Here is a 25,849-nt window from a genome sequence, read left to right as displayed (position 1 = left end):
CCGCCCGGGCGGGACTGTCCGGGCGGGACGGCCCGGAGTTATCCACAGCCCCTGCCGGGGCACCGGCACCTTCCGTAACATCGCCGAGTACGAACCCATACAGCCCATCCAGCCCACCCGGCCGACACAAGGATCAGGACCAGGACACCCGCCATGGCGCGACGAACCACCCCAAGCTCGACGGGTCCGCGGAACCGGACGCCTCAGCCCCTGCCGGGGCGTCGGCGTTCGGCAGGGGACTTCGTCAAGGCGTTCCTCGCCTTCGTGGCCCTCGCCGCGCTGGTCGTCGGCGTGCCCGGTGCGCTCGCCTACTTCGTGGGGTGGCCGCTGCCCGGTGGGACGCCGTCCATGGACTGGCTCCAGCAGGAGATCACGGTCACCACGTTCATCAACGTGCTGACCGTGGTGGTCTGGCTGGCCTGGGCCCAGTTCACGGCGTGCGTCCTGGTGGAGGTGAAGGCGGCGCTGTCCGGCGTGGGGATGCCGGGGCGGGTGCCGGGGGCCGGGGCGAGCCAGGTGCTCGCGCGCCAACTCGTCGCGGCGCTGCTGCTCGTGGGCGCCACGGCGGCGAGCTTCGCGCCGGGGCTCTCGCAGTTCGGGCAGTCCCTCGAAGGCAACCAGAAGCCGGCCGCGGCCACCGCGCAGCAGACGCCGGGCGTCCTCGGGCAGGACCAGCAGGCCGCCGCGGCGGGCGCCGCGGGCGCCCTCGCCGAACAGGCGGGCCAGGCCGCGGCCCAGGCGGGCACGGGCCAGGACGGGGACACGAAGTTCTACCGGATCCAGCCGCCCGAGGGACGCCACCACGACTCGCTCTGGGAGATAGCCGAGCGCCACCTCGGAGACGGGCGGCGGTACAAGGAGATCTACCAGCTCAACAAGGACCGCGAGCAGCCCGACGGTTCGCGGCTCTCCGAGGCCAGCCTGATCCGGCCCGGCTGGATCATGGAAATGCCCGCCGACGCGCACGGCGGCGAACTGGTGCAGATGCCCGACGAGGCCCCCAAGGTGTCCGAGGAGGTCCGCGAGCAGATCTCGGACTACGCGAAGACGGGGGACCAGCGCCAGGGCGGCGGCGCGCAGGAGAGCGGCGGTGACCGGCAGGGCGGCGGTGGCTCCGTCGACCAGGACACGGCGCACATCACGATCCCCGAGCAGCGGCCGGACGGCGGCGCGCGCGAGGACGGACGGGACGGGCAGGGCGGCCAGGGCGGCGACAAGGAGACCGGCCGGGAGAGCGGTACGTCCGCCGCGGCCGACGACTCCGGCTTCGGGCTGCCCGAAGCACTCATCGGGGCACCGCTGCTCGCCGCCGGACTGCTCGGCGCCCTCGGCCGCCGCCGTCGGCACGCGCTGTGGCAGTCCGCGATGGGCGCCGTCGGCCTGCGCCGCGGAATGGAGCCGCCGACGCCCACCGGCAGCGCCGCCGACGCCCAGGACGCGCTGCTCGTCGGCGCCGACCCCGAGGGCGTACGCCTGCTCGACCGCTCGCTGCGCGGGCTCGCCGCCGCGCTCACGGAGGAGTCCCGCCCGCTGCCGACGGTGTACGCGGCCTGGCTCAGCAACGGCGACCTGCACCTCCAGCTCGCCCAGGCCTCCGGACGGCCGCCCGCGCCCTGGCAGCCCGGCCAGGACGAGACGTTCTGGACACTCGCCCGCACCGACGCCGAGCGGTACGGGGACGTGGACGCCGCCGCGCCCTACCCGGGCCTGGTCTGCCTCGGCACCATGGACGACTCGCGCCTGCTGCTCAACCTGGAGGCCGTGCCCGGCATCGTGTCCCTCGGCGGCACCCCGGCCGACCGGGCCGCCGTGTTCGCGTCCGTCGCCGCCGAACTGGCCACCAACGGCTGGTCGGACCGCATGACCATCACCCTCGTCGGCTTCGGCGAGGACCTCACCGCGCTCGCGCCGAACCGGCTGCGGCACCTCGAGGACGTCGAGGCGCTCATCGAGACGATGGACGCCGAGACCCGGCAGCGGCGCGGCGCGCTCGGCGCCGCCGGGCACGACTCCGTCCTCACCGGCCGTACGGGGCCCGCCCAGCACACCCGCTGGGCCCCGCACCTGGTGCTGCTCGCGGACGGGCCGAGCCCCGAGGACGCCGTCAAGCTCGCCGAGCTGGCCGCCGACGCCAGCCGTCTCGGCATCGGCTACCTGGTCGGCTCCGACACCGGTGAACTGCCCGGCGCCGCCTGGGAGATGAAGGTCACCGGCGAGGGCAAGCTCCTCGCCCCGCTGCTCGGCCTCGAACTCGACGCCCAGCTGCTTCCGGACGCGCTGCGGCGCGCCGTCGTCGAGCTGTTCGTCGCGGCCGACCCGCGGCCCGAGGGCGGCGGCGACGGCTCCGACGGCGGGGCCGCGGCCGCGCCGCCGTTCCTCGTCGACGTCAGCGAGCAGGGGCGGCCCGCGGTGTACGCGCGGCTTGTCGGCAGCTACGAGATCATCGGCCTGGAGACGCCCGACGGCGAGCGCAGCCCGCTCCTGCACGAGGCGCTCGCGCTCCTGCTGCTCCACCGGGAAGGGGTGCACCCGCGTGTGCTCGCCTCCGCGTTGTGGCCGCGCGGCGTCACCGACGACGTGCGGGACGCCCTCGTCGACCGGCTGCGGGACTGGCTCGGCAGCGAGCCTGACGGTTCGCCGCGGCTGCGCGTCGACGCGACCGGGCGTCTCACCCTCGCCAAGTCGGTCGTGTCCGACCTGGACGTCCTGCGGTCGCTCTACCACGAGGCGACGCAGGGCCGGGGGTCCGGCAACCGTGCCGTGCGCGGGCGGATGCTGACCGACGCGCTCGTCCTCGTCCGGGGGCCGTTGCTCGCCGACCGGGCCGAGGGGCGGTACGGGTGGCTCACCCACGAGATCATCGACGCCCAGCTGCCGTTGCTCGTCGCGGACATCGGGCTCGCCCTGTCCGAGTTCCACCTGGAGAAGGACCGGGCCGAGAAGGCCATCGAGGCGCTGAACGCGGCGCTCGGCTCCGCGCCGGGCGACGAGCGGCTCTGGAACGAGCTGCTGCGCGCCACCCATGCCGTGGGTGAGCCCGCGCGGCTCCAGGCGCTCGCCGTGGACCTGGTCGCCCGGAGCGGGGCCCGCGGGGTTCCTCCCCGGACGGAGGCGCTCCTCGACGAACTGCTTCCGGGGTGGCGGGCGGGGCTCGCCTCGGCCGGATGAGGCTGCTCGCGGGGGCGCGTCAACCGTCGGCCCCCGCCCCGGTGGCCCCCGGCAACCCCAGCCACCGCTACCGCGGCGGCCCTCCCACCCGCCCGCCCGTTTCTGTGGGGCCCGGGTTCGCCGCCGGCGGCCGTGCTGCGTTGGCGTCGCCCGGCGGTCCCCGTCGCCCGGCGTCCCGGCAACCGATGCCGCCGCTCCGCGGCGGCTCTCCCGCCCACCCGCCCGTTTCTGTGGGGCCCGGGTTCACCGCCGGGGGCCGTGCTGCGCTGGCCTCGCCCGGCGGTCCCCGGTCGCCTGGCGTCCCGGCCACCCCTGCCGCCGCTACCGCGTCGGCTCTCCCACCCGCCCGCCCGTTTCTGTGGGGCCCGGGTTCGCCGCCGGGGGCCGTGCTGCGCTGGCCTCGCCCGCCAGTCCCCCTCGCCCGGCCCCCGGCAACCCCAGCCACCCGCCCGAAGCTGTGGGACCCAGCTTCCCTCAGCCATCCGTCCCTCCCCCCCCCAACCCCCGGGGGCACCCCGCCCCCAACCCCACCCCAGGCGCCCCGCCCACCCCAGCGAAACTGTCACCCGGGTCCGACCCCGGCTGCCCCCGGTTCACCTGACGGACCAGGGTGAACGGGTGGGCGGGTGGGAGGATCCGCCGCGGTAGCGGTGGTGCCGCCCACCGGCCCGCACAGATCACGTCCCCGACCCGAAGCGGAGCGCACCGTGCAGCAGACCCTGATCGTCGTGGGGGCCGTCCTCTGGGGCGCCGCCACGGGCCTGCTGCTGCCGCGCGCCGCGTACCGGTTCTCCGTCCCGCCGGGCGAGCCGTGGCAGACCCGCTGCCCGAGCGCCGAGCACGAGGTCAAGGGCTGGCTCGGCCCCTGGCCGGACGGCTGCGGGAACGAGGGTCACCGCCGCGCCCGCGCCCTGCTGCTCACCCTCGTCACCGCAGCGGCCTGCGCGGCCCTCGCCACGGCCACGGGCCCTCGGCCGGAACTGGCGGTGTGGCTGCTCCTCACCCCGCCCGCCGTCGTCCTCGCGGCGGTCGACTTCGCCGTGATGCGCCTGCCGGACGTCCTGACCCTGCCGATGGGCGCGGCCTCCCTCGCCCTGCTCGGCGTCGCCGCCGCCCTGCCGAACCAGGGGGGCTCCTGGACGACGGCGGCGCTCGGCGCGCTCGTCCTGAGCGGCGGTTACTTCGTGCTGTTCCTGATCAATCCGAACGGCATGGCGTTCGGCGACGTGAAGCTCGCGGTGGCGCTGGGCGCCGTACTCGGCTGGTACGGCTGGGGCGTCCTGCTGCTGGGTACGTTCGCGGGCTTCGTCTTCGCGGGCGGGTACGGCGGCTGGCTCGTCGCGGTGCGGAAGGCGGGCCGCAGGACGGCGATCGCGTTCGGCCCGTTCCTGCTCGGCGGCACCTTCGCCGGGCTGCTGCTCGGGGCGTACACGGCGTAGCCGCGGCACCGCACCCCACGCGGCGCCCGACGCGGGCCGTCCACCCGCACCCCGCCCGGGGGCGCCCCGCTCCCCACCGCAAGGGCCCCAGGGGCCTGGCGTACGCTGAAGAGGATCTGTCCGCCCCATTTGGACCTTACGAAAGGGACGCCCCGGTGACCGAGAAGGCCGACCTTCAGTCCGTTCTCGACCGCGCCGCCGCCGGCGGACGGATCAGCGCCGAAGAGGCGCTCGACCTGTACCGCGACGCCCCGCTGCACGCGCTCGGCGCCGCCGCCGACGCCGTACGCCGCCGTCGCTACGCGGGCACCGAGCACATCGCGACGTACATCATCGAGCGGAACATCAACTACACGAACGTCTGTGTGACGGCGTGCAAGTTCTGCGCCTTCTACGCCGCCCCGAAGGACACCAAGAAGGGCTGGACCCGCGACCTCGACGACATCCTGCGCCGCTGCGCGGAGACCGTCGAGCTGGGTGGCACGCAGATCATGTTCCAGGGCGGCCACCACCCGGACTTCGGCGTCGAGTACTACGAGCACCACTTCAGCGCCATCAAGAAGGACTTCCCGCAGCTGGTCATCCACTCCCTCGGCGCGTCCGAGGTCGAGCACATGGCCCGCATCTCCAAGGTCTCCGTCGAGGAGGCGATCCAGCGGATCAACGCCGCCGGGCTTGACTCCTTCGCGGGCGCCGGCGCCGAACTGCTGCCCGAGCGCCCCCGCAAGGCCATCGCCCCGCTCAAGGAGTCCGGCGAGCGCTGGCTGGAGATCATGGAGACGGCGCACGGCCTCGGCGTCGAGTCGACGTCCACGATGCTCATGGGCACCGGCGAGACCAACGCCGAGCGCATCGAGCACCTGCGCATGATCCGCGACGTACAGGACCGGACCGGCGGCTTCCGCGCCTTCATCCCGTACACGTACCAGCCCGAGAACAACCACCTCAAGGGCCGCACGCAGGCCTCGATCTTCGAGTACCTGCGCATGATCGCCATCGCCCGGATCTTCCTCGACAACATCGCGCACATCCAGGGCTCCTGGCTCACCACCGGCAAGGAGGCCGGCCAGCTGACCCTGCACTACGGGGCGGACGACCTCGGCTCGGTCATGCTGGAGGAGAACGTGGTCTCCTCGGCCGGTGCCAAGCACCGCTCCAACCTGCGCGAGATGATCGACATGATCCGGACGGCGGACCGCGTCCCCGCCCAGCGCGCCACGACGTACGAGCACCTCGTCGTCCACGACGACCCGGCGGACGACCCCGTCGACGACCGCGTCGCCTCGCACATCTCCTCCACGGCCATCGAGGGCGGCACGGCCCACCCGGAGCTCAAGCTCCTGGCCGCGAACTGACGCCGTCTTGCTGACGGTTCACCGGGTACGCGGGGTCGCGGCGGCCGCGGGCGACATCGTCCTCGGCCACGCCGTCGCCGTCGACGGCGCCCGCTTCGCCGCCGTCGGGCCGTACGAGGACTTGTTCGCCTCGTACGGCGAGCGGGCCCGCGTCCGTGACTGGGGCGACGCCCTCCTGACCCCGGGCCGCTTCGAGCCCGACGCCGGCGCCCTCCTGGAGTCCGCCTACTGGCCCGACCCCCGCGAGGCCGACGACCTCGGCACCGACCCCCTGACCGGCCCCGCCCTCGCCGCCTTGGAGCTGACGGACAGCCGCTGGGGCGCGAGCGCGAGACGGGGCGTACAGCGCCTGTTGGCGACGGGCACGACCGCACTGGCGGGTCCGTTCACCCGCCCCCCGGTCCGCACAGCCGTCGCGCGCTCGGGGCTCCGCGACCGTCCGGTAGTCGCGCCCGAGACCGGGGGAGACGCGGACTTCGCCGTGCTGACCCCGGACGGCACCTGCCTGGCCACGGCCATCGGCGGCCGCCTGGTCTACCGGCGCCGCTGAGGCACCGTCCTGGACCAGGGCAAGCCCTGACACAATGGTCCCCGTGACCCGAGCCTCCTTGGACAAGCAGCCGCACGAAGTCGCCTCGATGTTCGACGACGTGGCGGAACGGTACGACCTGACCAACGACGTGATCTCGCTCGGCCAGGCCCGGCTCTGGCGCAAGGCGGTCGCGCAGGCGGTCGACGCGCGGCCCGCGCAGAAGATCCTCGACCTCGCCGCGGGCACCGCCACCTCCTCGCAGCCCTTCGCGCAGGCGGGCGCGTACGTCGTGCCCTGCGACTTCTCGCTCGGCATGCTGAGCGTCGGCAAGCAGCGCCACCCGTGGATGCCGTTCACCGCGGGCGACGCGATGAAGCTGCCCTTCAAGGACGACACCTTCGACGCCGTCACGATCTCCTTCGGCCTGCGCAACGTCCAGGACACCGGCGCCGCGCTGCGCGAGATGTACCGCGTGACCCGACCCGGCGGACGCGTCGTCATCTGCGAGTTCTCCGAGCCCACGTGGGGCCCGTTCCGCACGGTCTACATCGAGTACTTGATGCGCGCGCTGCCGCCCGTCGCACGCACGGTCTGCACCAACCCGGACGCGTACGTCTACCTCGCCGAGTCCATCCGCTCCTGGCCCAACCAGCCCGAACTCGCCGCCCTGTTGCAGGACGCGGGCTGGTCGAAGGTGGCCTACCGCAACCTCACGGGCGGAGTGGTCGCGCTGCACCGGGGGTTCAAGCCCAACTAGCTTCCTCGCCGGAGAGTTGACGGGAACCGTTCGCCGGAGAAGATGTGTCAGTTGATATGTCCCGGCCACTTGCCGTGGCCGGGATGTCACGGTCGGCACACGCCGATCACGTCCCCTGATGCATCTCCCCATAACGGAGCATTCCGATGGCGTCGAACTGCCCCGACTGCGGGGCTCCAGCTCCCGACGAGGCCCGCTTCTGCATGAGATGCGGGCGCGAACGCACACCCGTTCCCCCGGAGCCGGAGGACGCGGTGCCGTCCGAGACTCCTCCCTCCGGCGAAGCCGTCAGCACCGACAAGGCCGACAAGGCCGTCAGCACCGACAAGGCCGACAAGGCGCCCCCGGCTGACGAACCCGAGGACGCATCCGAAGTCCCAACTCACCCCGCGACCCTGGTGGTTCCCCCAGACCCCGAGTCGTCCGAGTCGCCCGAGCCGCCCGAGCCGTCCGAATCGCCCGCGGCCCCCGCTCCCGCCGCCCCGGCACCCCCGGCCGCACCTCCGCCCCCGGCCGCCACCCCCGCTCCCGCGGCCCCGCCGTCCGCTCCGCCCCCGTCCAACCCGCCTCCGGCCGCACCCCCGCTGGCCCCGCCTCCGCTCGCCCCACCGGCAGGTCCCCCCGTGCCCTCGCCCGTGGGTGCCTTCATCGGGCGGGCCGCGCGCGGCGACTGGGCCGGGGCCGCGCAGGCCGCGCTGTGGCCGCTCGCGCTGTTGCTGATCACCGCCGCGGGGCTCGCCATCCCCACGTACGGCCAGGACAGCGACGACATCGTCGTCGGCTTCGGCGACCGGATGCGCCTCTCGCTCGCGGCGGCGCTCCAGGCCGTGGGCGGCGACGTGACCCTGAGCGGCCGCGAGGAGCGGAGCTTCGACGGCTCGTCCTCGTACCAGTCGTCGGAGTCGGCGATCGACGGCACCATGTCGATGCATCTGGTCCCGCTGACGGTCACCGCGCTGTTCGTCGTCGCGCTGCTCATCGGCGTACGCATCCTCCACAACCGGCTGCGGCAGCGCGCCGCCGCGTACGGCACGGGCGGTCCCGGTACGACGGCCGGGCTCGAAGCGGCCGTCCGCGTGGGCGTGTTGACGGCTCTGGGCGTCCTGGTGCTCGGTCTCTTCGCGCAGCCGGAGATCCAGGACGTGGAGGTGTCGGCGGCCCCGTTCCTGGCCATGCTCGGCGCGCTCGGGCTCGCCCTCGTCGTGTCCGCCGCGGTCCTGCACCGCGACGACCTCACGCACTGGCTGGCCGTGCGCCCCGGCGCGCAGTCGTTCGTACGCGCCGCCGGTGTGGCGCTGCGCGCGCTCGCCGTCGTGCTCGTGCTCGCCTCCGCTGCCGGCTACTTCGCCTTCACCCAGATCCCCGATCTGACCGACGCGTCCGACGCGCGCGACTCCGGCGTCTCGCCGTACCTCGTCGCGCTGCTCGTGCTGCCGAACCTCGGCATCGCGGCCCTCGGCGTCGGCTGGGGGGCGCCGCTCGAGGCGGAGGCCGACGGGCGGCGCTCGACGTACGGAGACAAGTCCGAGAGCCATTCGTTCGCGCTCTCCGAGCTCGGTGACCTGTTCAACTCCGGCGCGGTCGTGGGCGCGTTGGCCCTCGGTCTGGCGTGCGCGCTGACGATCGGCGTGCTGGCCGCCCGCCGGTGCGCGGGCCGGGGCGAGCAGATCCTGGCCGGAGGGCTCTTCTTCGGCCTGTACCTGCTGCTCGCCGCGATCGGCGGCTTCGGTGTGGAGACGTCCGCGAAGGAGGTCGGGTACGGCGGCGACTCCGCCACGGCCGGTCTCGAAGGCGGCGTGAGCTTGCCGGACGTGCTCCTCTTCGGGCTGTTGTGGGTGGCCGGCGGGCTGGTCGTCGGGCCGCTGCTCGTGCGGATGGCCGGGCAGGGGGGTGGGGTGGGCGGGCCGCCCGCTCCGCCCGGACCGCCTGGTTCCGGTGGGCAGTTCGGCTCCGGCGGGCAGGCCGGGGCCGGGGGACAAGTCGAGGGCGGTGGACAGGTCGGCTCCGGCGGGTACGTCGGCGCCGGTGGTCCTGCCGGTGGTCCTGCCGGTGGTCCCGCCGGTGGTCCCGCCGGTGGTTCTGCCGCTGGTCCCGCCGGTGGTCCGGGGCCGGTTCCCGACCCGCACGCCGCGCCGACCCAGAGCGGCATCCCGGCCCCGGCGCCCCCGGCCCCCGCGCCCCCGGCCCCGGGCACCCCGCCCCACGGCACCCCGCCCCACGGCGCCGCCCCCCTCGCGTACGACCCGCACGCCTTCCAGATCGGTCACCCGGGGGCACCCCGGCCCGGTTCCGGCAGGCCGCGCGGGCGGACCGGGGTCTGGGTGGCCACGCTCGTCGGCGCCCTCGTCATCGGCGGCGGCACCGCGGCCGGGCTGCTCATCTGGCAGGACGACGACGGCGGCAAGGACGACGCCAAGGGCAAGAACGACAGCCCGGCCGTCAGCCGCACCGACGAGTCCGTGACGCCGCCCGGCTCGGAGGAGCCCACCGGCGACCCCGTCGGGCCCTCGACGCCCGATCCGACGACGGACACCGACACCGGCGGCACGACGGGGACCACGGAGGGGAACACGGACGGCGGGTCGGACGACAGCGCCGACGACGCCCCCGTGCCCGCCGGTTCGGCGCGGGTGACCGACACGAAGGGCTTCTCGTTCGCCGTCCCCGACGGCTGGAGCCGCGAGCGCGGCGACAACCCGACCCAGGTCACGTACGCAGGCCTGACCGGCCCGGAGAACTTCCAGATCGGTGTCATCGAGGACGCCGGCTACACCTCGTACGGGAACATGAAGAACATGGAGGTCCACGCCAAGAAGGACCCGGACAAGTCGGACTACCGGCGCCTCCGCCTGGCCCACACCACCTTCCAGGGGCACACGGCCGCGGTCTGGGAGTACACGTACACGGACCGGGCGGACCGCACGATCCACGCGATCAACCACAGCTACATCGCGGACAACGGCACCGAGTACGCCCTCCAGCTCTCCTGGCGCGAGGACTTCTGGCCCGCCGGGCACGGCGCGAAGACGCACCAGACGGCGCTGGACACCTGGCACCTCACCGGATAGGGCTCCGGTGCACGGAGCCACCGGATAGGGCTCCGGTGCACGGAGCGGATGTGGCTCCGGCATACGGAGCGGATGCGGCTCCGGCGTACGGAGATTGAGGCGGCGCACGCCCCCGGGCGCGCGCCGCCTCAGTCGCTTCCCTGCCTCTGACGCGTCAGGGGCTCCCCACGCTGCCGACCCCCACCTCCGGCTGCCCCGGCACCTCCGGCCGGCCCGGCTCGTCCAGCTCCCGTCGCAGTCCGCCGCCCGGCGGTCCGGGGCGCCGCGGCTCGCGCACGCCCGCGCCGCCCCCGCCTTCGTGCGGCCCGAGGTCGAACCACACCGTCACGACGGCTCCGCGCGGCACTTCGGCGTCGGGCGGCGGGTACTGGCGTACGACGTAGTCGAGGACCAGGTCGTGGAAGCCGGGCCGGTCAGGGGCCGCGAGCAGCACACCGTGCTCGGCGGCCCTCGCCCGCGCGTCCATCGCCATCAGCCCCACGAGGCGCGGTACGCGCACTTCCGGCGGCCCGGCGGACCCGGGTGTATTCGGCACAGGCGTCACCCCCAGCGGTATGGGCAGGGTAGCTCCGGCACGCGCGAGGGCAACCCCGGCCGGAGCGCCTCCGGCTGGGGTTGCCTCTGCCGGAGCGCCTCCGGCCGGGGTGCCTCTGCTGGGGTGCCTCCGGCTGGGGCGCCTCCGGCCTGGCGCCCTACAGCGAGAGCCGGTAGCAGTACGCGGTCACGCCCGTGCTGGGCGACGTGAACGTCTCCGCCCGCTCCATGCCGAGGCGGTGCGCGACCGCCATGGACCGCTCGTTGCGTATGTCGATCATCGCGACCACCGACCGCACGCCCGCCGCCCGCACCCGCTCCAGGGTCGCGCGGGCCGCCGCGGTCGCGTAGCCGTGCCCCCACGCCGCGCGCGCGAGCCGCCAGCCGATCTCGATCTCGCCCGTCGGCCCCCACTCCCTGGGCCACGGCATGGCACCGGCGAAGCCCACCGGGTCGCCCTCGGGGTCGAGCAACGTCCACAGGCAGAAGCCGAGTTCCGCGTCGTGTCTGCGCTGGCGCGCGGTCAGCTCCTCGTACGTGGACCGCTCCGAGCTCCAGCCGCCGACGAACTCCATGACCTCGGGGTCGTCGAAGAGGCGGTGCCAGACGAAGGCGTCCTCGTCGGTCGGGACGCGCAGCCGGACCGCCGGCGGCGCGACGTCCACGGTGCCCGTGTCGCTCACGGGGCTTACGTCGCTCACGTCGCTCACATCGCTCACAAGTGGCCCTTCGCCTGGTTGATCGGTACCGCCTCATAGACTGCCCATATCCCGTGCCGGTCGGCACACAGATTTCGAGCCTTGGGGAGAACCCGCCGTGACCGAGCCCCTCTCCGAACACACCGCTGACGTCATCGTCGTCGGGGCCGGGCCAGCCGGTTCGACCACGGCGTACTACCTGGCGAAGGCCGGCCTCGACGTACTCCTCCTCGAAAAGACCGCGTTCCCGCGGGAGAAGGTCTGCGGTGACGGGCTCACGCCCCGCGCCACCAAGCAGCTCGTGTCGATGGGCATCGACATCTCCGAAGAGGCGGGCTGGCTGCGGAACAAAGGGCTCCGCATCATCGGGGGCGGCGTACGGCTGCAACTGGATTGGCCGGATCTCGCCTCTTACCCGGACTACGGCCTGGTCCGTAAACGCGACGACTTCGACGAGCAGCTCGCCCGGCAGGCGCAGAAGGCGGGCGCGCGGCTGCACGAGCGCTGCAACGTGGGCGCCCCGATCATCGACGACCGCACCGGCCGCATCACCGGCGTGCACGCCAAGCTCGGCGAGGACAAGACGCCGGTGACCTTCCACGCGCCGCTGGTCGTGGCCGCGGACGGCAACTCCACGCGGCTCTCCCTCGCGATGGGCCTGCACCGCCGCGAGGACCGCCCGATGGGTGTCGCCGTGCGGACGTACTTCACCTCGCCGCGCCACGACGACGACTACCTGGAGTCCTGGCTGGAGCTGTGGGACCGCCGCGGCGCCCAGGACCGGCTCCTGCCCGGCTACGGCTGGATCTTCGGCATGGGCGACGGTACGTCGAATGTCGGCCTCGGCGTCCTGAACACCTCGGCCGCCTTCAAGGAGCTCGACTGGCGCGAGATCCTCAAGGCCTGGTGCGCCTCGATGCCCGAGGACTGGGGCTACACCCCCGAGAACATGACGATGCCCATCCGTGGCGCCGCCCTGCCGATGGCGTTCAACCGCCAGCCGCACTACACCAAGGGCCTGCTCCTCGTCGGCGACGCGGGCGGCCTCGTCAACCCGTTCAACGGCGAGGGCATCGCGTACGCCATGGAGTCCGGCCAGATCGCGGCCGACGTCATCGTGCAGGCCCAGGCCCGCGCCACGCCCGCCCAGCGCGAACTGGCCCTCCAGGACTACCCGAAGACGCTCAAGGAGGTCTACGGCGGCTACTACACGCTCGGCCGCGCCTTCGTGAAGCTCATCGGCAACCCGAAGGTCATGAAGATCGCCACCCAGCGGGGCCTCACCCACCCGATGCTGATGAAGTTCACCCTGAAGATGCTGGCGAACCTCACGGACCCGCGGGGCGGCGACGCGATGGACCGCATCATCAACGGCCTCAGCAAGGTGGCTCCCAAGGCCTGACCTGGCCCCTGGGCCTCGCGTGGACGCACGTGGGGCCCGGGGAGGCCCGCGACCCTCTCGGGGCCGCACGTCGAAGGGCCGGAACCCCGCTGGGGGTTCCGGCCCTTCGTGCGTGCGCCGTGGACGTACGCGAAAGCGTCAGAGGACGCGCACCGCTCCGGAGGCCGGGTAGCCCGACAGGTCCTGGATGACGACGCCCTTGCCGGGGTTCGCGGCGTCCAGGTACTGGCCGTCACCGATGTAGACACCGACGTGGTACGCCGAGCCCGCGCTGCCCCAGTAAAGGATGTCGCCCACCTGGAGGTTGGAGAGCGAGACGGGGGTGCCGGACGTCGACTGCGCCTGGGAGACGCGCGGCAGGTCGACACCGACCTGCTTGAAGGCGGCCTGGACGAGGCTGGAGCAGTCCCACGCGTTGGGGCCGGAGGCACCCATGACGTACGCGTCGCCGAGCTGCGCCTTCAGGAAGCTGATGACCGTCCCGACGCTGCCGCTGGGGGCGGAGTTGTTGGAGGACGGGGTGGAGGCGGAGGAGCCGCCACCGGAGGGCGCGGAGGACGTGCTGAGCTGGGTGCGCTCGGAGTCCCGCGCGGCGCGCTCCTGCGCGGCCTTGCGCTCGGCCTTGGCCTTGGCCTCGGCCTTCTTCCTGGCCTCCGCCTTCTTCTCGGCCTCCGCCTGGTCCTTGGCGGCCTGCTTGGCGGCCTTCACGGCGGCGGCGTCCTGCTGCGCGCGGGCCTCGTAGCTGTCGGCGGTCTGGGCCGTCGCGTCAGCCGACTGGGCGATCTGTGCGGACAGATCGGCGGTCAGGGTGGGCAGCTCGATGGTCTCGGTCACCGGCTCGGCGGCGTTCGCCGTACCAGCGGCGGCGGCCACTGCCAGGGTGCTGAGGACGCCACCGGCAACTCCGGCGCGCAGAGCCATCTTCGACGCGCTGCGGCGGGGCTTCCGGTGGCTGGGTATGTGAGCGGTGTGGGACATGAGAACAACCGCTATCAGGGACACCCGGTTCCCTTCAAGAAACGTGTGCTGCGCCACAGTTGCCCGGCGCGCGGCTGAATCCCGGGCGTGTCGCATCTTATTGACGCCGTAACGGGCAATGCGGACAGTCGTGATCACGCCTGTGATCATGGGTTTTCCGCGTTACGTCCGAATTGCCCGTGGACTACCACCCCCTATGCCGGTTGGCCAAGCCCGGTTGTTTGGCCGGTAGTTCGCGTGTGGCGCAGGTCACGTCGGGTGGCGCGATGGACCTCCCCGAGACCTCGCCGAGACCGGGCCGAGATCTTCCGCTCGCGCGCGTGGGGGACGTGTCGCCCTCGCGCGCGCGTACGTGCACGCGTATGCGCGGAGTGGCGGAGTGAACGTGCAAGCGCACGCGCGTGGTGAAGCTGAGGTCGGCGTGGAGCGCGGGGACGCCCTCACGCGCGTGGGTGACGCGGTGCCCGACTCGTGGGACGCGGCTCTCGACTCGTGAATCGATGCACACGTCCACACCCGTCCACATCTCTGCCGCCAAAGTGTGAACGCGCTCCTCTATCAAGCGTTCGCGTCCAGCACCAATTTGCCTGTAGCGGCCATCTCTTGATAGTGCAACCCCGTCTCGACCAGGCCTTACGCGTCAGGATGTCACCTCTGGTGATCACTCAGGCGCTTCGCGTACGAAGATCACCGCTCATCCGACTTCATGATCCTTCGTCAGGTGGTGGAGATCACAAAGCCGTTGTCGTACCCCGTGTCGCAGATCACAGACCGGCAGGCATAGGATGCGGGGCAGTTGGGCTTGTGACCTGCTTCACATGTAAGCGATCTTCGCGTGCGAGTGATCTTCGCGAGTCCGATGCAACCGCCAGCAGTCAGTGCCGACTGAGAGGAGCGAGGAGCGGTGAACGCCTATGCGCCCATCCTCGTACTGGGAGCCCTCGGGGCAGGCTTTGCGATCTTCTCCGTGGTCATGGCCACGCTTATCGGTCCAAAGCGGTACAACCGCGCGAAGCTCGAGGCCTACGAATGCGGGATCGAGCCGACCCCCACGCCGGCCGGCGGCGGGCGCTTCCCCATCAAGTACTACCTGACGGCGATGCTCTTCATCGTCTTCGACATCGAGATCGTCTTTCTCTACCCCTGGGCGGTCACCTTCGACGCCCTGGGGATCTTCGGGCTCGTGGAGATGCTGCTCTTCGTGCTCACCGTCTTCGTCGCCTACGCGTACGTCTGGCGGCGCGGCGGCCTGGAATGGGACTGAGGAGCCACTGAGCATGGGACTCGAAGAGAAACTCCCGAGCGGATTCCTGCTGACCACCGTCGAGCAGGCCGCCGGGTGGGTGCGCAAGTCATCCGTCTTCCCCGCCACGTTCGGCCTCGCGTGCTGCGCCATCGAGATGATGACGACCGGCGCCGGGCGCTACGACCTGGCGCGCTTCGGCATGGAGGTCTTCCGCGGCTCGCCGCGGCAGGCGGATCTGATGATCGTGGCCGGGCGCGTGAGCCAGAAGATGGCGCCCGTCCTGCGCCAGGTCTACGACCAGATGCCGAACCCCAAGTGGGTCATCTCCATGGGGGTCTGCGCCTCGTCGGGCGGGATGTTCAACAACTACGCGATCGTGCAGGGCGTGGACCACGTCGTCCCGGTCGACATCTATCTGCCCGGCTGTCCGCCCCGGCCCGAGATGCTGATGGACGCGATCCTCAAGCTGCACCAGAAGATCCAGACCTCCAAGCTCGGCGTGAACGCCGAGGAAGCGGCCCGCGAGGCGGAGGAGGCGGCTCTCAAGGCCCTCCCCACCATTGAGATGAAGGGTCTGCTGCGGTGAGCGACGCGCACGTGAACGGCACCGGCGAGCAGCCCGAGGGCGCGGTGCCGGCCCCCCGTGACACCTCCGGCGACGTCATCGGCGTCCGCAGGGGCATGTTCGGCGCCGACAACGGCGGCGACACCTCCGGGTACGGCGGCCTGGTCCGCACCATCACGCTGCCCGGCGCCTCCTCGCGCCCCTACGGCGGCTGGTTCGACGAGGTCGCCGACGAACTCGAAGGGGCCCTGGAGGAACAGGGGCTCGTCCCCGAGAACGCCATCGAGAAGACGGTCGTCGACCGCGGCGAGCTGACCTTCCACATCGCGCGCGAGCACCTCGTGCGGGTCGCCCGCACCCTGCGCGACGACCCGGCGCTGCGCTTCGAGCTGTGCACCGGCGTCAGCGGCGTGCACTTCCTCGAGGACAAGGGCCGCGAGCTGCACGCCGTCTACCACCTGCGCTCGATCACCCACAACCGCCTGATCCGCATCGAGGTCAGCGCCCCGGACGCCGATCCGCACGTCCCCTCGCTCGTCGCCGTCTACCCGACGAACGACTGGCACGAGCGCGAGACGTACGACTTCTTCGGGCTGATCTTCGACGGCCACCCGGCCCTCACGCGGATCATGATGCCGGACGACTGGCAGGGCTTCCCGCAGCGCAAGGACTACCCGCTCGGCGGCATCCCCGTCGAATACAAGGGCGCCCAGATCCCGGCTCCGGACCAGCGGAGGTCGTACTCGTGACTTCTCCTCACACCGCTCCCCACGCAACCCCCCGCGCCACGACGGAAGGCACCGTCTACACCGTCACCGGCGGCGACTGGGACGAGGTCGTCCAGTCCGCCGTGAGGGCCGACGACGAGCGCATCGTCGTCAACATGGGTCCGCAGCACCCCTCCACGCACGGCGTGCTCCGGCTCATCCTGGAGATCGAGGGCGAGACGGTCTCCGAGGCCCGCTGCGGCATCGGCTATCTGCACACGGGCATCGAGAAGAACCTCGAGTACCGCACCTGGACGCAGGGCACCACGTTCGTCACGCGCATGGACTATCTGACGCCGTTCTTCAACGAGACGGCGTACTGCCTGGGCGTGGAGAAGCTCCTCGGCATCGAGGACCAGATCCCCGACCGCGCCACGATCCTCCGGGTGCTCCTGATGGAGCTGAACCGGATGTCCTCGCACCTGGTCTGCATCGCCACCGGCGGCATGGAACTCGGCGCCACGACGATCATGATCTACGGCTTCCGTGATCGTGAACTCATTCTCGACATCTACGAGCTGATCACCGGCCTGCGCATGAACCACGCGTACATCCGGCCCGGCGGACTCGCCCAGGACCTGCCGCCCGGCGCGGTGGACCAGATCCGCGAGTTCGTGAAGAAGATGCACAAGAACCTTCCGGAGTACGACAAGCTCGCCACCGGAAACCCCATCTTCAAGGCCCGCATGCAGGACGTCGGCTACCTCGACCTGTCCGGCTGCATGGCCCTCGGCGCCACCGGCCCGGTCCTGCGCTCGGCCGGCCTCCCGCACGACCTGCGCAAGGCCGAGCCCTACTGCGGCTACGAGACGTACGACTTCGACGTCCCCACCGCCGACACCTGCGACTCCTACGGGCGCTTCCTGATCCGCCTGGAGGAGATGCGCCAGTCGCTGCGCATCATCGAGCAGTGCCTGGACCGCCTGGAGCCGGGCCCGGTCATGGTCGCCGACAAGAAGATCGCCTGGCCCGCCCAACTGGCCCTCGGCCCCGACGGCCTCGGCAACTCGCTCGACCACATCAAGAAGATCATGGGCACCTCCATGGAGGCCCTGATCCACCACTTCAAGCTGGTGACGGAGGGCTTCCGGGTACCCCCCGGCCAGGCCTACGCCGCCGTGGAATCGCCCAAGGGCGAACTGGGCGTGCACGTCGTCTCCGACGGCGGCACCCGCCCCTACCGGGTCCACTTCCGTGACCCGTCCTTCACCAATCTGCAGGCCATGGCGGCGATGTGCGAGGGCGGCCAGGTCGCCGACGTCATCGTCGCCGTCGCGTCCATCGACCCCGTGATGGGAGGCGTCGACCGGTGACCACCAGTTCCCCCGAGGGCGTCAGCCTGGGCATGCCCCAACTGCCCCCGCCGGACTACCCGGACGATGTCCGCGCCCGCCTCGAAGCGGACGCGCGCGAGGTCATCGGCCGCTACCCGGACTCCCGCTCGGCGCTCCTTCCACTGCTGCACCTGGTGCAGGCGGAGGAAGGCCATGTGACCCGCACCGGCATGCAGTTCTGCGCGGACATGCTGGACCTGACCACCGCGGAGGTGACGGCGGTCGCGACCTTCTACACCATGTACCGCCGCAAGCCCTCCGGCGACTACCAGGTCGGCGTCTGCACCAACACGCTGTGCGCGGTCATGGGCGGCGACGCCATCTTCGAGGCCCTCCAGGAGCACCTGGGCGTCGGCAACGGCGAGACCACCGACGACGGCAAGGTGACGCTGGAGCACATCGAGTGCAACGCCGCCTGCGACTTCGCCCCCGTGGTGATGGTCAACTGGGAGTTCTTCGACAACCAGACTCCGGGCAGCGCCAAGCGCCTCGTCGACGACCTGCGCTCCGGCGCCCGGGTCGAGCCGACCCGCGGCGCCCCCCTGTGCACCTTCAAGGAGACGGCCCGGATCCTCGCGGGCTTCCCGGACGAGCGCCCCGGCGCCGTCGAGGCGACCGGCGGCGCGGGCCCCGCCTCGCTGATCGGACTGCGCCTGGCCAAGGGCGAGGCGTCCCCCACGCGCGTGGTCCACCCGCGTGCGGGCGGACCGGAGGACACCCAGCCACACGACCCGTCGCCCAGCGAGCACCTCAGCTCGCACGACGCGCCGCAGCAGACCTCGGCCTCCGACCCGGCCCACCCGGCCGGTCCGTCAGCCGAGGAGGGGGAGTGATGACGTTGGCCGCCGAGATCGACAACGAGACCAGCCCGGAGAAGCTGCTCGCGCCGGTGCTCTCCGCCTTCTGGGACGAGGACAAGTCCTGGACGCTGGACACCTACCGCCGCCACGACGGCTACGAGGGGCTGCGCAAGGCCCTCGCCATGGCGCCGGACGACCTGATCGCCTATGTGAAGGACTCGGGCCTGCGCGGCCGAGGCGGCGCGGGCTTCCCCACGGGGATGAAGTGGCAGTTCATTCCGCAGGGCGACGGCAAACCGCACTATCTAGTTGTCAACGCCGACGAGTCGGAGCCAGGGACCTGCAAGGACATCCCGCTCCTCTTCGCGAACCCGCACAGCCTCATTGAGGGCATCGTGATCGCCTGCTACGCGATCCGTTCTTCGCATGCGTTCATCTATCTGCGGGGTGAAGTCGTCCCCGTGCTGCGGCGGCTGCACGAGGCCGTCCGTGAGGCCTACGCGGCGGGCTATCTCGGCAAGAACGTCCTCGGCAGCGGACTCGACCTCGAACTCACCGTGCACGCGGGCGCGGGCGCGTACATCTGTGGTGAGGAGACCGCGCTGCTCGACTCGCTGGAAGGCCGCCGTGGCCAGCCGCGACTCCGTCCCCCTTTCCCTGCGGTCGCGGGCCTCTACGCATGCCCCACTGTTGTCAACAACGTCGAGTCCATCGCGTCGGTTCCCGCGATCCTGAATCGCGGGAAAGACTGGTTCAAGTCGATGGGAAGCGAGAAGTCGCCCGGCTTCACGCTCTATTCGCTCAGCGGCCACGTCACCTCGCCCGGCCAGTACGAGGCGCCGCTCGGCATCACGCTGCGCCAGCTCCTCGACATGAGCGGCGGCATGCGCGCCGGCCACCGCCTCAAGTTCTGGACGCCGGGCGGCTCCTCGACGCCGATGTTCACCGACGAGCACCTCGACGTGCCGCTCGACTACGAGGGCGTGGGCGCCGCCGGATCCATGCTCGGCACCAAGGCCCTGCAGTGCTTCGACGAGACGACCTGCGTGGTGCGGGCCGTGACGCGCTGGACCGAGTTCTACGCCCACGAGTCCTGCGGCAAGTGCACGCCCTGCCGCGAAGGGACGTACTGGCTCGTGCAGTTGCTGCGCGACATCGAGGCCGGCAAGGGCGTCATGTCCGACCTCGACAAGCTGAACGACATCGCCGACAACATCAACGGCAAGTCCTTCTGCGCCCTCGGTGACGGCGCCGCCTCGCCGATCTTCTCCTCGCTGCAGTACTTCCGCGAGGAGTACGAGCAGCACATCACGGGCCGGGGCTGCCCCTTCGACCCCGCCAAGTCCACGCTCTGGGCCGACCGGAGCGGCCGGTCCGACACCCACACGGAGGTGAACGCATGACAGTGACCACCAATAGCGCTCCCTCCGGGGGCGGGGAAGCGGCCGTTCCGCCGGAGGACCTGGTCTCGCTGACGATCGACGGCATCGAGATCAGCGTCCCCAAGGGCACCCTGGTGATCCGTGCCGCCGAACTCCTCGGCATCGAGATCCCGCGCTTCTGCGACCATCCGCTGCTCGACCCCGCCGGTGCCTGCCGCCAGTGCATCGTCGAGGTCGAGGGCCAGCGCAAGCCGATGGCGTCCTGCACCATCACCTGCACCGACGGCATGGTGGTGAAGTCGCAGCTGACGTCGCCGGTCGCCGAGAAGGCGCAGCGCGGCGTGATGGAGCTGCTGCTCATCAACCACCCGCTGGACTGCCCGGTATGCGACAAGGGCGGCGAGTGCCCGCTGCAGAACCAGGCCATGCAGGTCGGCGACCCGGACTCCCGGTTCGAGGGCAAGAAGCGCACGTACGAGAAGCCCGTGCCGATCTCCACGCAGGTGCTGCTCGACCGTGAGCGGTGCGTGCTGTGCGCGCGCTGCACCCGCTTCTCCAACCAGATCGCGGGCGACCCGATGATCGAGCTGATCGAGCGCGGCGCGCTCCAGCAGGTCGGCACGGGCGACGGTGACCCCTTCGAGTCGTACTTCTCCGGGAACACCATCCAGATCTGTCCGGTGGGCGCGCTCACCTCGCACGCGTACCGCTTCCGGTCGCGCCCCTTCGACCTGGTGTCGTCGCCGTCGGTGTGCGAGCACTGCGCGGGCGGTTGCGCGACGCGTACGGACCACCGGCGCGGCAAGGTGATGCGGCGGCTCGCGCAGGACGACCCCGAGGTCAACGAGGAGTGGATCTGCGACAAGGGGCGCTTCGGCTTCCGGTACGCGCAGAAGCCGGACCGGCTGACCACGCCGCTGGTGCGGGACGCCGACTCCGGGCAGCTGGTGCCGGCTTCGTGGCCCGAGGCGCTGGAGACGGCGGCCAAGGGGCTCGCCGCCGCCCGCGGGCGGGCCGGAGTGCTGACCGGCGGACGGCTCACCGTGGAGGACGCCTACGCGTACAGCAAGTACGCGCGCGTGGCGCTCGGTACGAACGACATCGACTTCCGCGCGCGGGTGCACAGCAGCGAGGAGGCCGACTTCCTCGCGGCGCGCGTCGCCGGGCGCGGCCGGGACCTCGACGGCACCGGCGTCACGTACGGCGCGCTGGAGAAGGCCCCGGCCGTGCTGCTCGTCGGGATGGAGTCCGAGGAGGAGGCGCCCGGCGTCTTCCTGCGGCTGCGCAAGGCCTGGCGCAAGCACGGCCAGCGCACGTTCTCGCTCGCCACCCACGCCACCCGCGGCCTGGAGAAGGCCGGTGGCACGCTCCTCCCGGCCGCGCCCGGCACCGAGACCGAGTGGCTGGACGCGCTCGCCGCGGGCGTGGGCCTGGCGGACGACGGCGCGAAGGCCGCCGAGGCACTGCGCTCCGAAGGCTCCGTGATCGTGGTCGGGGAGCGGCTCGCGGCGGTACGGGGCGGGCTCACCGCCGCCGTGCGGGCCGCGTCCGCGACCGGTGCCCAGCTGGTGTGGATTCCGCGCCGCGCGGGCGAGCGCGGGGCGATCGAGGTGGGCGCCGTGCCGTCGCTGCTCCCGGGCGGCCGCCCGGCCACCGACCCGCGCGCGCGGGACGAGGTCGCCGGCGCCTGGGGCGTCGCCGAACTCCCGCACCGCTACGGCCGGGACACCGGCCAGATCATCGAGGCCGCCGCGACCGGCGAGCTGGGCGCGCTGCTCGTCGCGGGCGTGGACGTCGCCGACCTGCCCGACCCGGCGCGCGCGCGTGCGGCGCTCGACGAGGTCGGCTTCCTGGTCTCCCTGGAGCTGCGGCCGAGCGAGGTGACGGAACGTGCCGACGTGGTGCTTCCGGTGGCCGCCGTCGCCGAGAAGCCGGGCACGTTCCTCAACTGGGAGGGCAGGGCCCGGCTTTTCGAGGCCGCGCTGAAGCCGGACCAGATGACCCGCAAGTCGTCCCCGACCGACGCCCGTGTCCTGCACATGCTGGCCGACGCGGGCGACATCCACCTGGGCCTGCCCGACCTGCTGACCGTCCGGCGCGAGCTGGACCGGCTCGGCGGCTGGGACGGGCCGCACGCCACCGAGCCGTTGGAGACCGGTGCCCAGCCGCCCCGGCCCGCCGCCGGTGAGGCCGTCCTCGCCGGCCACCGGCTGCTGCTCGACCAGGGCCGCCTCCAGGAGGGCGACGACGCGCTCGCCGGGACGCGGCACGCGGCGGTGGCCCGGCTCTCGGCGGCCACCGCGGCCGAGATCGGCGTCAAGGGCGGCGACACGCTCACCGTCACCGGACCGGCGGGCGCGACCACGCTTCCGCTCCTTGTCACCCAGATGCCCGACCGGGTGGTCTGGCTCCCGCTGAACTCGACCGGGGGAGGCGTCACTTCGGACACCGGCGCCCGCCCGGGCGATCTGGTCCGGGTCGGCCCGGCCGGCCCGGTGGCCCCCGCCGGGGCCACGGAGGTGACGTCGTGATGCTTCAGGCAGTGCACACCGCGCAGGCATCGGTGCCGCTCGCGGCCGAGGACCTGTCGATGTTCGGCCGGGACCCCTGGTGGCTGATCGGCCTCAAGGCCGTCTTCTGCTTCGCGTTCCTGATGGTGATGGTGCTGTTCTCCATCGTGTGGGAGCGCAAGGTCGTCGCCTGGATGCAGCTGCGCATCGGCCCGAACCGGCACGGCCCCTGGGGCATGCTGCAGTCCCTCGCGGACGGCATCAAGCTGATGCTCAAGGAAGACGTCGTCGTCAAGCGCGCGGACAAGGTGGTCTACATCCTCGCGCCGATCGTCGCCGCCATCCCGGCGTTCATGGCGATCGCGGTGATCCCCTTCGGCCCCGCGGGCAACGAAGTGTCGATCTTCGGGCACCGCACCACGATGCAGCTCACCGACCTGCCGATCGCGATGCTCTACATCCTCGCGGTCGCCTCGGTCGGCATCTACGGCATCGTGCTCGCGGGCTGGAGCTCCGGTTCGACGTACCCGCTGCTCGGCGGTCTCCGCTCGTGCGCGCAGATGATCTCCTACGAGATCGCGATGGGCGCCGCGTTCGCCTCCGTCTTCCTGTACTCCGGGTCGATGTCGACGTCGCGGATCGTCGAGGCGCAGGAGGGCCGCTGGTACGTCCTGCTGCTTCCGGTCTCGTTCCTGATCTACATCGTGACGATGGTCGGTGAGACCAACCGCGCTCCGTTCGACATGCCGGAGTCCGAGGGCGACCTCGTCGGCGGCTTCAACACCGAGTACTCGTCGATCAAGTTCGCGATCTTCATGCTCGCCGAGTACATCAACATGATCACCGTCTCGGCCGTGTCCGTGACGCTCTTCCTGGGCGGCTGGCGGGCTCCATGGCCCATCAGCACCTTCTGGGAGGGCGCGAACCACGGCTGGTGGCCGATGGCCTGGTTCGTGCTCAAGGTCCAGTTGCTGCTGTTCTTCTTCATCTGGCTGCGCGGCACGCTGCCCCGTGTCCGCTACGACCAGCTGATGAAGCTCGGCTGGAAGGTCCTCATCCCGGTGTCGGTGGTGTGGCTGATGCTCGTCGCCACGGTGCGGGCGCTGCGCAACGAGGACTACGACTTCAGCGAGATCGCGCTCTACGTAGGCGGCGGAGTGCTCGCCCTGTTGTTGCTCTCCGTACTCGTGGACATGTTCCGCGACAAGCGGGAGAAGCAGGAGATCGCGGCTTCCCCGCCCGAGGAATCCGCTGCCTTCGACCCGATGGCCGGGGGATTCCCGGTGCCGCCGCTGCCCGGACAGACCCTGCCGCCGGTGCCGCGCCGACGCCCGCGCCACGAGCGGGAGTTGATTGTCAGTGGTGGGCCCGATACTCAAAGTGACGGAAAGGAGGCGTCCGATGGCTGAGCAGTCGAACATGCCGGACCGGCCGAAGCGCTCGCAGCTGCCCGAGCAGCAGCAGGCGGCCGACCCGCAGCAGTCGAACCAGTCCAACCAGGGGTTCCAGAACCCCGTCGCGGGCTTCGGCGTGACCTTCAAGGCCATGTTCAAGAAGCGGCTGACCGAGCAGTATCCGGAGCAGCAGAAGACCACCGCACCCCGGTTCCACGGCCGGCACCAGCTCAACCGCCATCCGGACGGCCTGGAGAAATGCGTCGGCTGCGAGCTGTGCGCCTGGGCCTGTCCCGCGGACGCCATCTATGTGGAGGGCGCGGACAACACCGAAGAGGAGCGCTACTCCCCGGGCGAGCGGTACGGCCGCGTCTACCAGATCAACTACGCCCGCTGCATCCTCTGCGGCCTGTGCATCGAGGCGTGCCCCACGCGCGCGCTGACGATGACGAACGAGTTCGAGCTCGCCGACAGCAGCCGCGAGAACCTGATCTACACCAAGGAGCAGCTGCTCGCCGGCCTCGAAGAGGACATGGTCGACTCGCCGCACGCGATCTACCCCGGCATGGACGAGGGCGACTACTACCGTGGTCTGGTCACCCAGGCCGCGCCGGGCACGGTGCCCCAAGTGGCCGTCTCCAAGGGCGAGAAGCCCGACCCCGGGGACGAGGCCGAGGGATCCGGCTCCGGTGAAGGGGCCGGGGCCTCGCGCGAGCAGGGGGTGGACGCATGACCGCCCTCGCGGCCTACACCACCTCCACCGGCGAGGCCGTCCAGTTCTGGGTGCTCGCCACGGTCGCCGTGATCGGCGCACTGTGCACGATCCTGATGCGCAAGGCGGTGCACAGCGCACTCTGCCTCGCCGGGACCATGATCATCCTTGCGGTGTTCTACCTGGCCAACGGCGCGTACTTCCTGGGCATCGTGCAGATCGTGGTCTACACGGGCGCGATCATGATGCTGTTCCTCTTCGTGGTCATGCTCGTCGGCGTCACCGCCGCCGACTCCCTGAAGGAGACCATCAAGGGCCAGCGCTGGCTCGCGGCCCTGTGCGGACTCGGTTTCGCCATCCTGCTGTTCGCGGGCATCGGCAACGCCTCCCTGAAGGACTTCAACGGCCTGGCCAAGGCCAACGAGGGCGGCAACGTGGAGGGACTCGCGTCCCTCATCTTCACGAAGTACGTCTTCGCCTTCGAGATCACCGGCGCCCTGCTGATCACGGCGACGGTCGGCGCGATGGTCCTCACCCACCGCGAGCGCACGGAGCGCGCCAAGACGCAGCGCGAGCGCGCCGAGGAGCGCGTGCGCGAGGGCAAGCACCTGCCGCCGCTGCCGGCCCCGGGTGTGTACGCCCGGCACAACGCGGTGGACATCGCGGGCCTGCTCCCGGACGGCACTCCTTCGGAGCTCACGGTCAACCAGACGCTGCGTGAGCGCGGCCAGATCCGCGACGTCTCCAGCGAGGCGCTGAACGACCTGCGGGCCTTGGAGCAGCGTGCCTCGGACCGCCTGGAGCGGCCGGGACCGGTTCGCGCGGACAGCGGCCGGGGCGGCGATGACGGGTCCGATCCCGTCGCCGCCGCGGCGGGCGAGCAGACCGAGGAGGCGTCGAAGTGAATCCGGTCAACTACCTGTATCTGGCGGCCCTGCTGTTCGCCATCGGCGCCACCGGCGTGCTGATCCGGCGGAACGTGATCGTCGTCTTCATGTGCGTCGAGCTGATGCTGAACGCCTGCAACCTCGCGTTCGTCGCCTTCGCCCGGCTGCACGGCAACCTGGACGGCCAGATCATCGCCTTCTTCACGATGGTCGTCGCGGCGGCGGAAGTCGTGGTCGGGCTCGCGATCATCGTGTCGCTGTTCCGCTCCCGTCACTCGGCCTCGGTCGACGACGCCAGCCTGATGAAGCTGTAAGGGGTCG

At 71.7% G+C, this 25,849-nt stretch carries 21 protein-coding genes and 1 pseudogene; 19 read left to right on the top strand and 3 right to left on the bottom strand.

Annotation, left to right across the window (positions count from 1 at the left end; translation table 11 throughout):
• Positions 1-153 precede the first annotated feature (153 nt).
• The 7 genes and pseudogenes from ACFVHO_RS35095 to ACFVHO_RS35065 all read left to right on the top strand — a co-directional run bounded on the left by ACFVHO_RS35095 (position 154) and on the right by ACFVHO_RS35065 (position 10,319).
• Positions 154-3,168: a BTAD domain-containing putative transcriptional regulator gene (locus ACFVHO_RS35095; protein ID WP_385723865.1), complete on the top strand. Its 3,015-nt coding sequence runs from the start codon at positions 154-156 to the stop codon at positions 3,166-3,168.
• Positions 3,169-3,875: 707 nt separating this feature from the next.
• On the top strand, positions 3,876-4,607 hold the full coding sequence (locus tag ACFVHO_RS35090) for a prepilin peptidase (RefSeq protein ID WP_385723862.1): 732 nt from the start codon (positions 3,876-3,878) through the stop codon (positions 4,605-4,607).
• A 155-nt stretch (positions 4,608-4,762) separates the two neighbouring features.
• The gene (mqnC, locus tag ACFVHO_RS35085) at positions 4,763-5,962 is read left to right on the top strand and encodes a cyclic dehypoxanthinyl futalosine synthase (RefSeq protein ID WP_385723860.1); all 1,200 of its coding nucleotides are present in this window, start codon (positions 4,763-4,765) and stop codon (positions 5,960-5,962) included.
• Positions 5,963-5,969: 7 nt separating this feature from the next.
• Positions 5,970-6,512, top strand: coding sequence for a hypothetical protein (locus ACFVHO_RS35080; RefSeq protein WP_385723857.1), 543 nt, complete (start codon positions 5,970-5,972; stop codon positions 6,510-6,512).
• Positions 6,513-6,555: 43 nt separating this feature from the next.
• Entirely contained in the window at positions 6,556-7,251 is a 696-nt protein-coding gene (locus ACFVHO_RS35075) for a demethylmenaquinone methyltransferase (protein WP_385723855.1), read from the top strand.
• A 146-nt stretch (positions 7,252-7,397) separates the two neighbouring features.
• A pseudogene (locus tag ACFVHO_RS35070) lies at positions 7,398-7,466 on the top strand (zinc-ribbon domain-containing protein); the annotation flags it as partial.
• Between the two features lie 408 nt (positions 7,467-7,874).
• Positions 7,875-10,319, top strand: coding sequence for a hypothetical protein (locus tag ACFVHO_RS35065; RefSeq protein ID WP_385723897.1), 2,445 nt, complete (start codon positions 7,875-7,877; stop codon positions 10,317-10,319).
• 154 nt (positions 10,320-10,473) lie between these two features.
• Here the strand turns inward: ACFVHO_RS35065 and ACFVHO_RS35060 are convergent, their stop codons facing one another.
• Together ACFVHO_RS35060 and ACFVHO_RS35055 are read right to left on the bottom strand one after the other, a co-directional pair.
• Positions 10,474-10,854, bottom strand: a complete 381-nt coding sequence (locus ACFVHO_RS35060) for a PASTA domain-containing protein (protein ID WP_385723852.1) — start codon at positions 10,852-10,854, stop codon at positions 10,474-10,476.
• A 157-nt stretch (positions 10,855-11,011) separates the two neighbouring features.
• Positions 11,012-11,554 carry a GNAT family N-acetyltransferase gene (locus ACFVHO_RS35055; RefSeq protein ID WP_385723849.1) on the bottom strand — a complete coding sequence of 181 codons (543 nt, stop codon included), beginning with the start codon at positions 11,552-11,554 and terminating at the stop codon, positions 11,012-11,014.
• Positions 11,555-11,669: 115 nt separating this feature from the next.
• On the opposite strand from ACFVHO_RS35055, the gene ACFVHO_RS35050 reads away from it, so the two are divergent.
• Complete coding sequence (locus tag ACFVHO_RS35050) at positions 11,670-12,953, top strand: geranylgeranyl reductase family protein (RefSeq protein ID WP_385723847.1); 1,284 nt, start codon at positions 11,670-11,672, stop codon at positions 12,951-12,953.
• 138 nt (positions 12,954-13,091) lie between these two features.
• On the opposite strand, the gene ACFVHO_RS35045 is transcribed toward ACFVHO_RS35050, so the two are convergent.
• Positions 13,092-13,931 carry a C40 family peptidase gene (locus tag ACFVHO_RS35045; RefSeq protein ID WP_385723844.1) on the bottom strand — a complete coding sequence of 280 codons (840 nt, stop codon included), beginning with the start codon at positions 13,929-13,931 and terminating at the stop codon, positions 13,092-13,094.
• Between the two features lie 904 nt (positions 13,932-14,835).
• Here ACFVHO_RS35045 and ACFVHO_RS35040 point away from each other — a divergent pair.
• From ACFVHO_RS35040 to nuoK, 11 genes are read left to right on the top strand one after another with little or no spacing between them, the layout of a single operon-like run.
• On the top strand, positions 14,836-15,195 hold the full coding sequence (locus ACFVHO_RS35040; RefSeq protein WP_003992243.1) for an NADH-quinone oxidoreductase subunit A: 360 nt from the start codon (positions 14,836-14,838) through the stop codon (positions 15,193-15,195).
• Positions 15,196-15,208: 13 nt separating this feature from the next.
• Positions 15,209-15,763 (top strand): NADH-quinone oxidoreductase subunit B family protein, encoded by a 555-nt coding sequence (locus ACFVHO_RS35035; RefSeq protein ID WP_016640165.1) that lies wholly within the window; start codon positions 15,209-15,211, stop codon positions 15,761-15,763.
• Positions 15,760-16,491 (top strand): NADH-quinone oxidoreductase subunit C, encoded by a 732-nt coding sequence (locus ACFVHO_RS35030; protein ID WP_385723841.1) that lies wholly within the window; start codon positions 15,760-15,762, stop codon positions 16,489-16,491. Before ACFVHO_RS35035 ends, ACFVHO_RS35030 begins: the two co-directional genes overlap by 4 nt.
• Complete coding sequence (locus tag ACFVHO_RS35025; protein WP_385723839.1) at positions 16,488-17,822, top strand: NADH-quinone oxidoreductase subunit D; 1,335 nt, start codon at positions 16,488-16,490, stop codon at positions 17,820-17,822. The genes ACFVHO_RS35030 and ACFVHO_RS35025 overlap by 4 nt, the downstream gene beginning before the upstream one ends.
• Positions 17,819-18,676 carry an NADH-quinone oxidoreductase subunit NuoE gene (nuoE, locus tag ACFVHO_RS35020; protein WP_385723836.1) on the top strand — a complete coding sequence of 286 codons (858 nt, stop codon included), beginning with the start codon at positions 17,819-17,821 and terminating at the stop codon, positions 18,674-18,676. Before ACFVHO_RS35025 ends, nuoE begins: the two co-directional genes overlap by 4 nt.
• Positions 18,676-20,046: an NADH-quinone oxidoreductase subunit NuoF gene (nuoF, locus tag ACFVHO_RS35015; protein ID WP_385723834.1), complete on the top strand. Its 1,371-nt coding sequence runs from the start codon at positions 18,676-18,678 to the stop codon at positions 20,044-20,046. Before nuoE ends, nuoF begins: the two co-directional genes overlap by 1 nt.
• Positions 20,043-22,556, top strand: a complete 2,514-nt coding sequence (locus tag ACFVHO_RS35010; RefSeq protein WP_385723831.1) for an NADH-quinone oxidoreductase subunit G — start codon at positions 20,043-20,045, stop codon at positions 22,554-22,556. The genes nuoF and ACFVHO_RS35010 overlap by 4 nt, the downstream gene beginning before the upstream one ends.
• On the top strand, positions 22,556-23,944 hold the full coding sequence (gene nuoH / locus ACFVHO_RS35005; protein WP_385723891.1) for an NADH-quinone oxidoreductase subunit NuoH: 1,389 nt from the start codon (positions 22,556-22,558) through the stop codon (positions 23,942-23,944). Before ACFVHO_RS35010 ends, nuoH begins: the two co-directional genes overlap by 1 nt.
• Positions 23,937-24,662, top strand: coding sequence for an NADH-quinone oxidoreductase subunit NuoI (nuoI, locus tag ACFVHO_RS35000; RefSeq protein ID WP_385723828.1), 726 nt, complete (start codon positions 23,937-23,939; stop codon positions 24,660-24,662). The genes nuoH and nuoI overlap by 8 nt, the downstream gene beginning before the upstream one ends.
• A complete protein-coding gene (locus tag ACFVHO_RS34995; RefSeq protein ID WP_385723826.1) occupies positions 24,659-25,546 on the top strand; it encodes an NADH-quinone oxidoreductase subunit J in 888 nt (295 codons plus the stop codon). Before nuoI ends, ACFVHO_RS34995 begins: the two co-directional genes overlap by 4 nt.
• On the top strand, positions 25,543-25,842 hold the full coding sequence (nuoK, locus tag ACFVHO_RS34990; RefSeq protein ID WP_030359114.1) for an NADH-quinone oxidoreductase subunit NuoK: 300 nt from the start codon (positions 25,543-25,545) through the stop codon (positions 25,840-25,842). The genes ACFVHO_RS34995 and nuoK overlap by 4 nt, the downstream gene beginning before the upstream one ends.
• Positions 25,843-25,849 lie beyond the last annotated feature (7 nt).

Source organism: Streptomyces sp. NPDC127108 (assembly GCF_042677545.1).
Taxonomy (GTDB): Bacteria; Actinomycetota; Actinomycetes; order Streptomycetales; family Streptomycetaceae; genus Streptomyces.
Note: the sequence above shows the minus strand (reverse complement) of the source record. Positions and strands in the feature narration are given on the sequence as shown.

What these genes read in the sequence shown, in the direction of transcription:
- ACFVHO_RS35095 (WP_385723865.1), top strand. Translation starts at nt 154, where the DNA reads ATGGCGCGACGAACCACCCCAAGCTCGACGGGTCCGCGGAACCGGACG.
- ACFVHO_RS35045 (WP_385723844.1), bottom strand. Translation starts at nt 13,931, where the DNA reads ATGTCCCACACCGCTCACATACCCAGCCACCGGAAGCCCCGCCGCAGC.
- ACFVHO_RS35035 (WP_016640165.1), top strand. Translation starts at nt 15,209, where the DNA reads ATGGGACTCGAAGAGAAACTCCCGAGCGGATTCCTGCTGACCACCGTC.
- nuoF (WP_385723834.1), top strand. Translation starts at nt 18,676, where the DNA reads ATGACGTTGGCCGCCGAGATCGACAACGAGACCAGCCCGGAGAAGCTG.
- ACFVHO_RS35010 (WP_385723831.1), top strand. Translation starts at nt 20,043, where the DNA reads ATGACAGTGACCACCAATAGCGCTCCCTCCGGGGGCGGGGAAGCGGCC.
- nuoH (WP_385723891.1), top strand. Translation starts at nt 22,556, where the DNA reads ATGCTTCAGGCAGTGCACACCGCGCAGGCATCGGTGCCGCTCGCGGCC.
- nuoI (WP_385723828.1), top strand. Translation starts at nt 23,937, where the DNA reads ATGGCTGAGCAGTCGAACATGCCGGACCGGCCGAAGCGCTCGCAGCTG.
- ACFVHO_RS34995 (WP_385723826.1), top strand. Translation starts at nt 24,659, where the DNA reads ATGACCGCCCTCGCGGCCTACACCACCTCCACCGGCGAGGCCGTCCAG.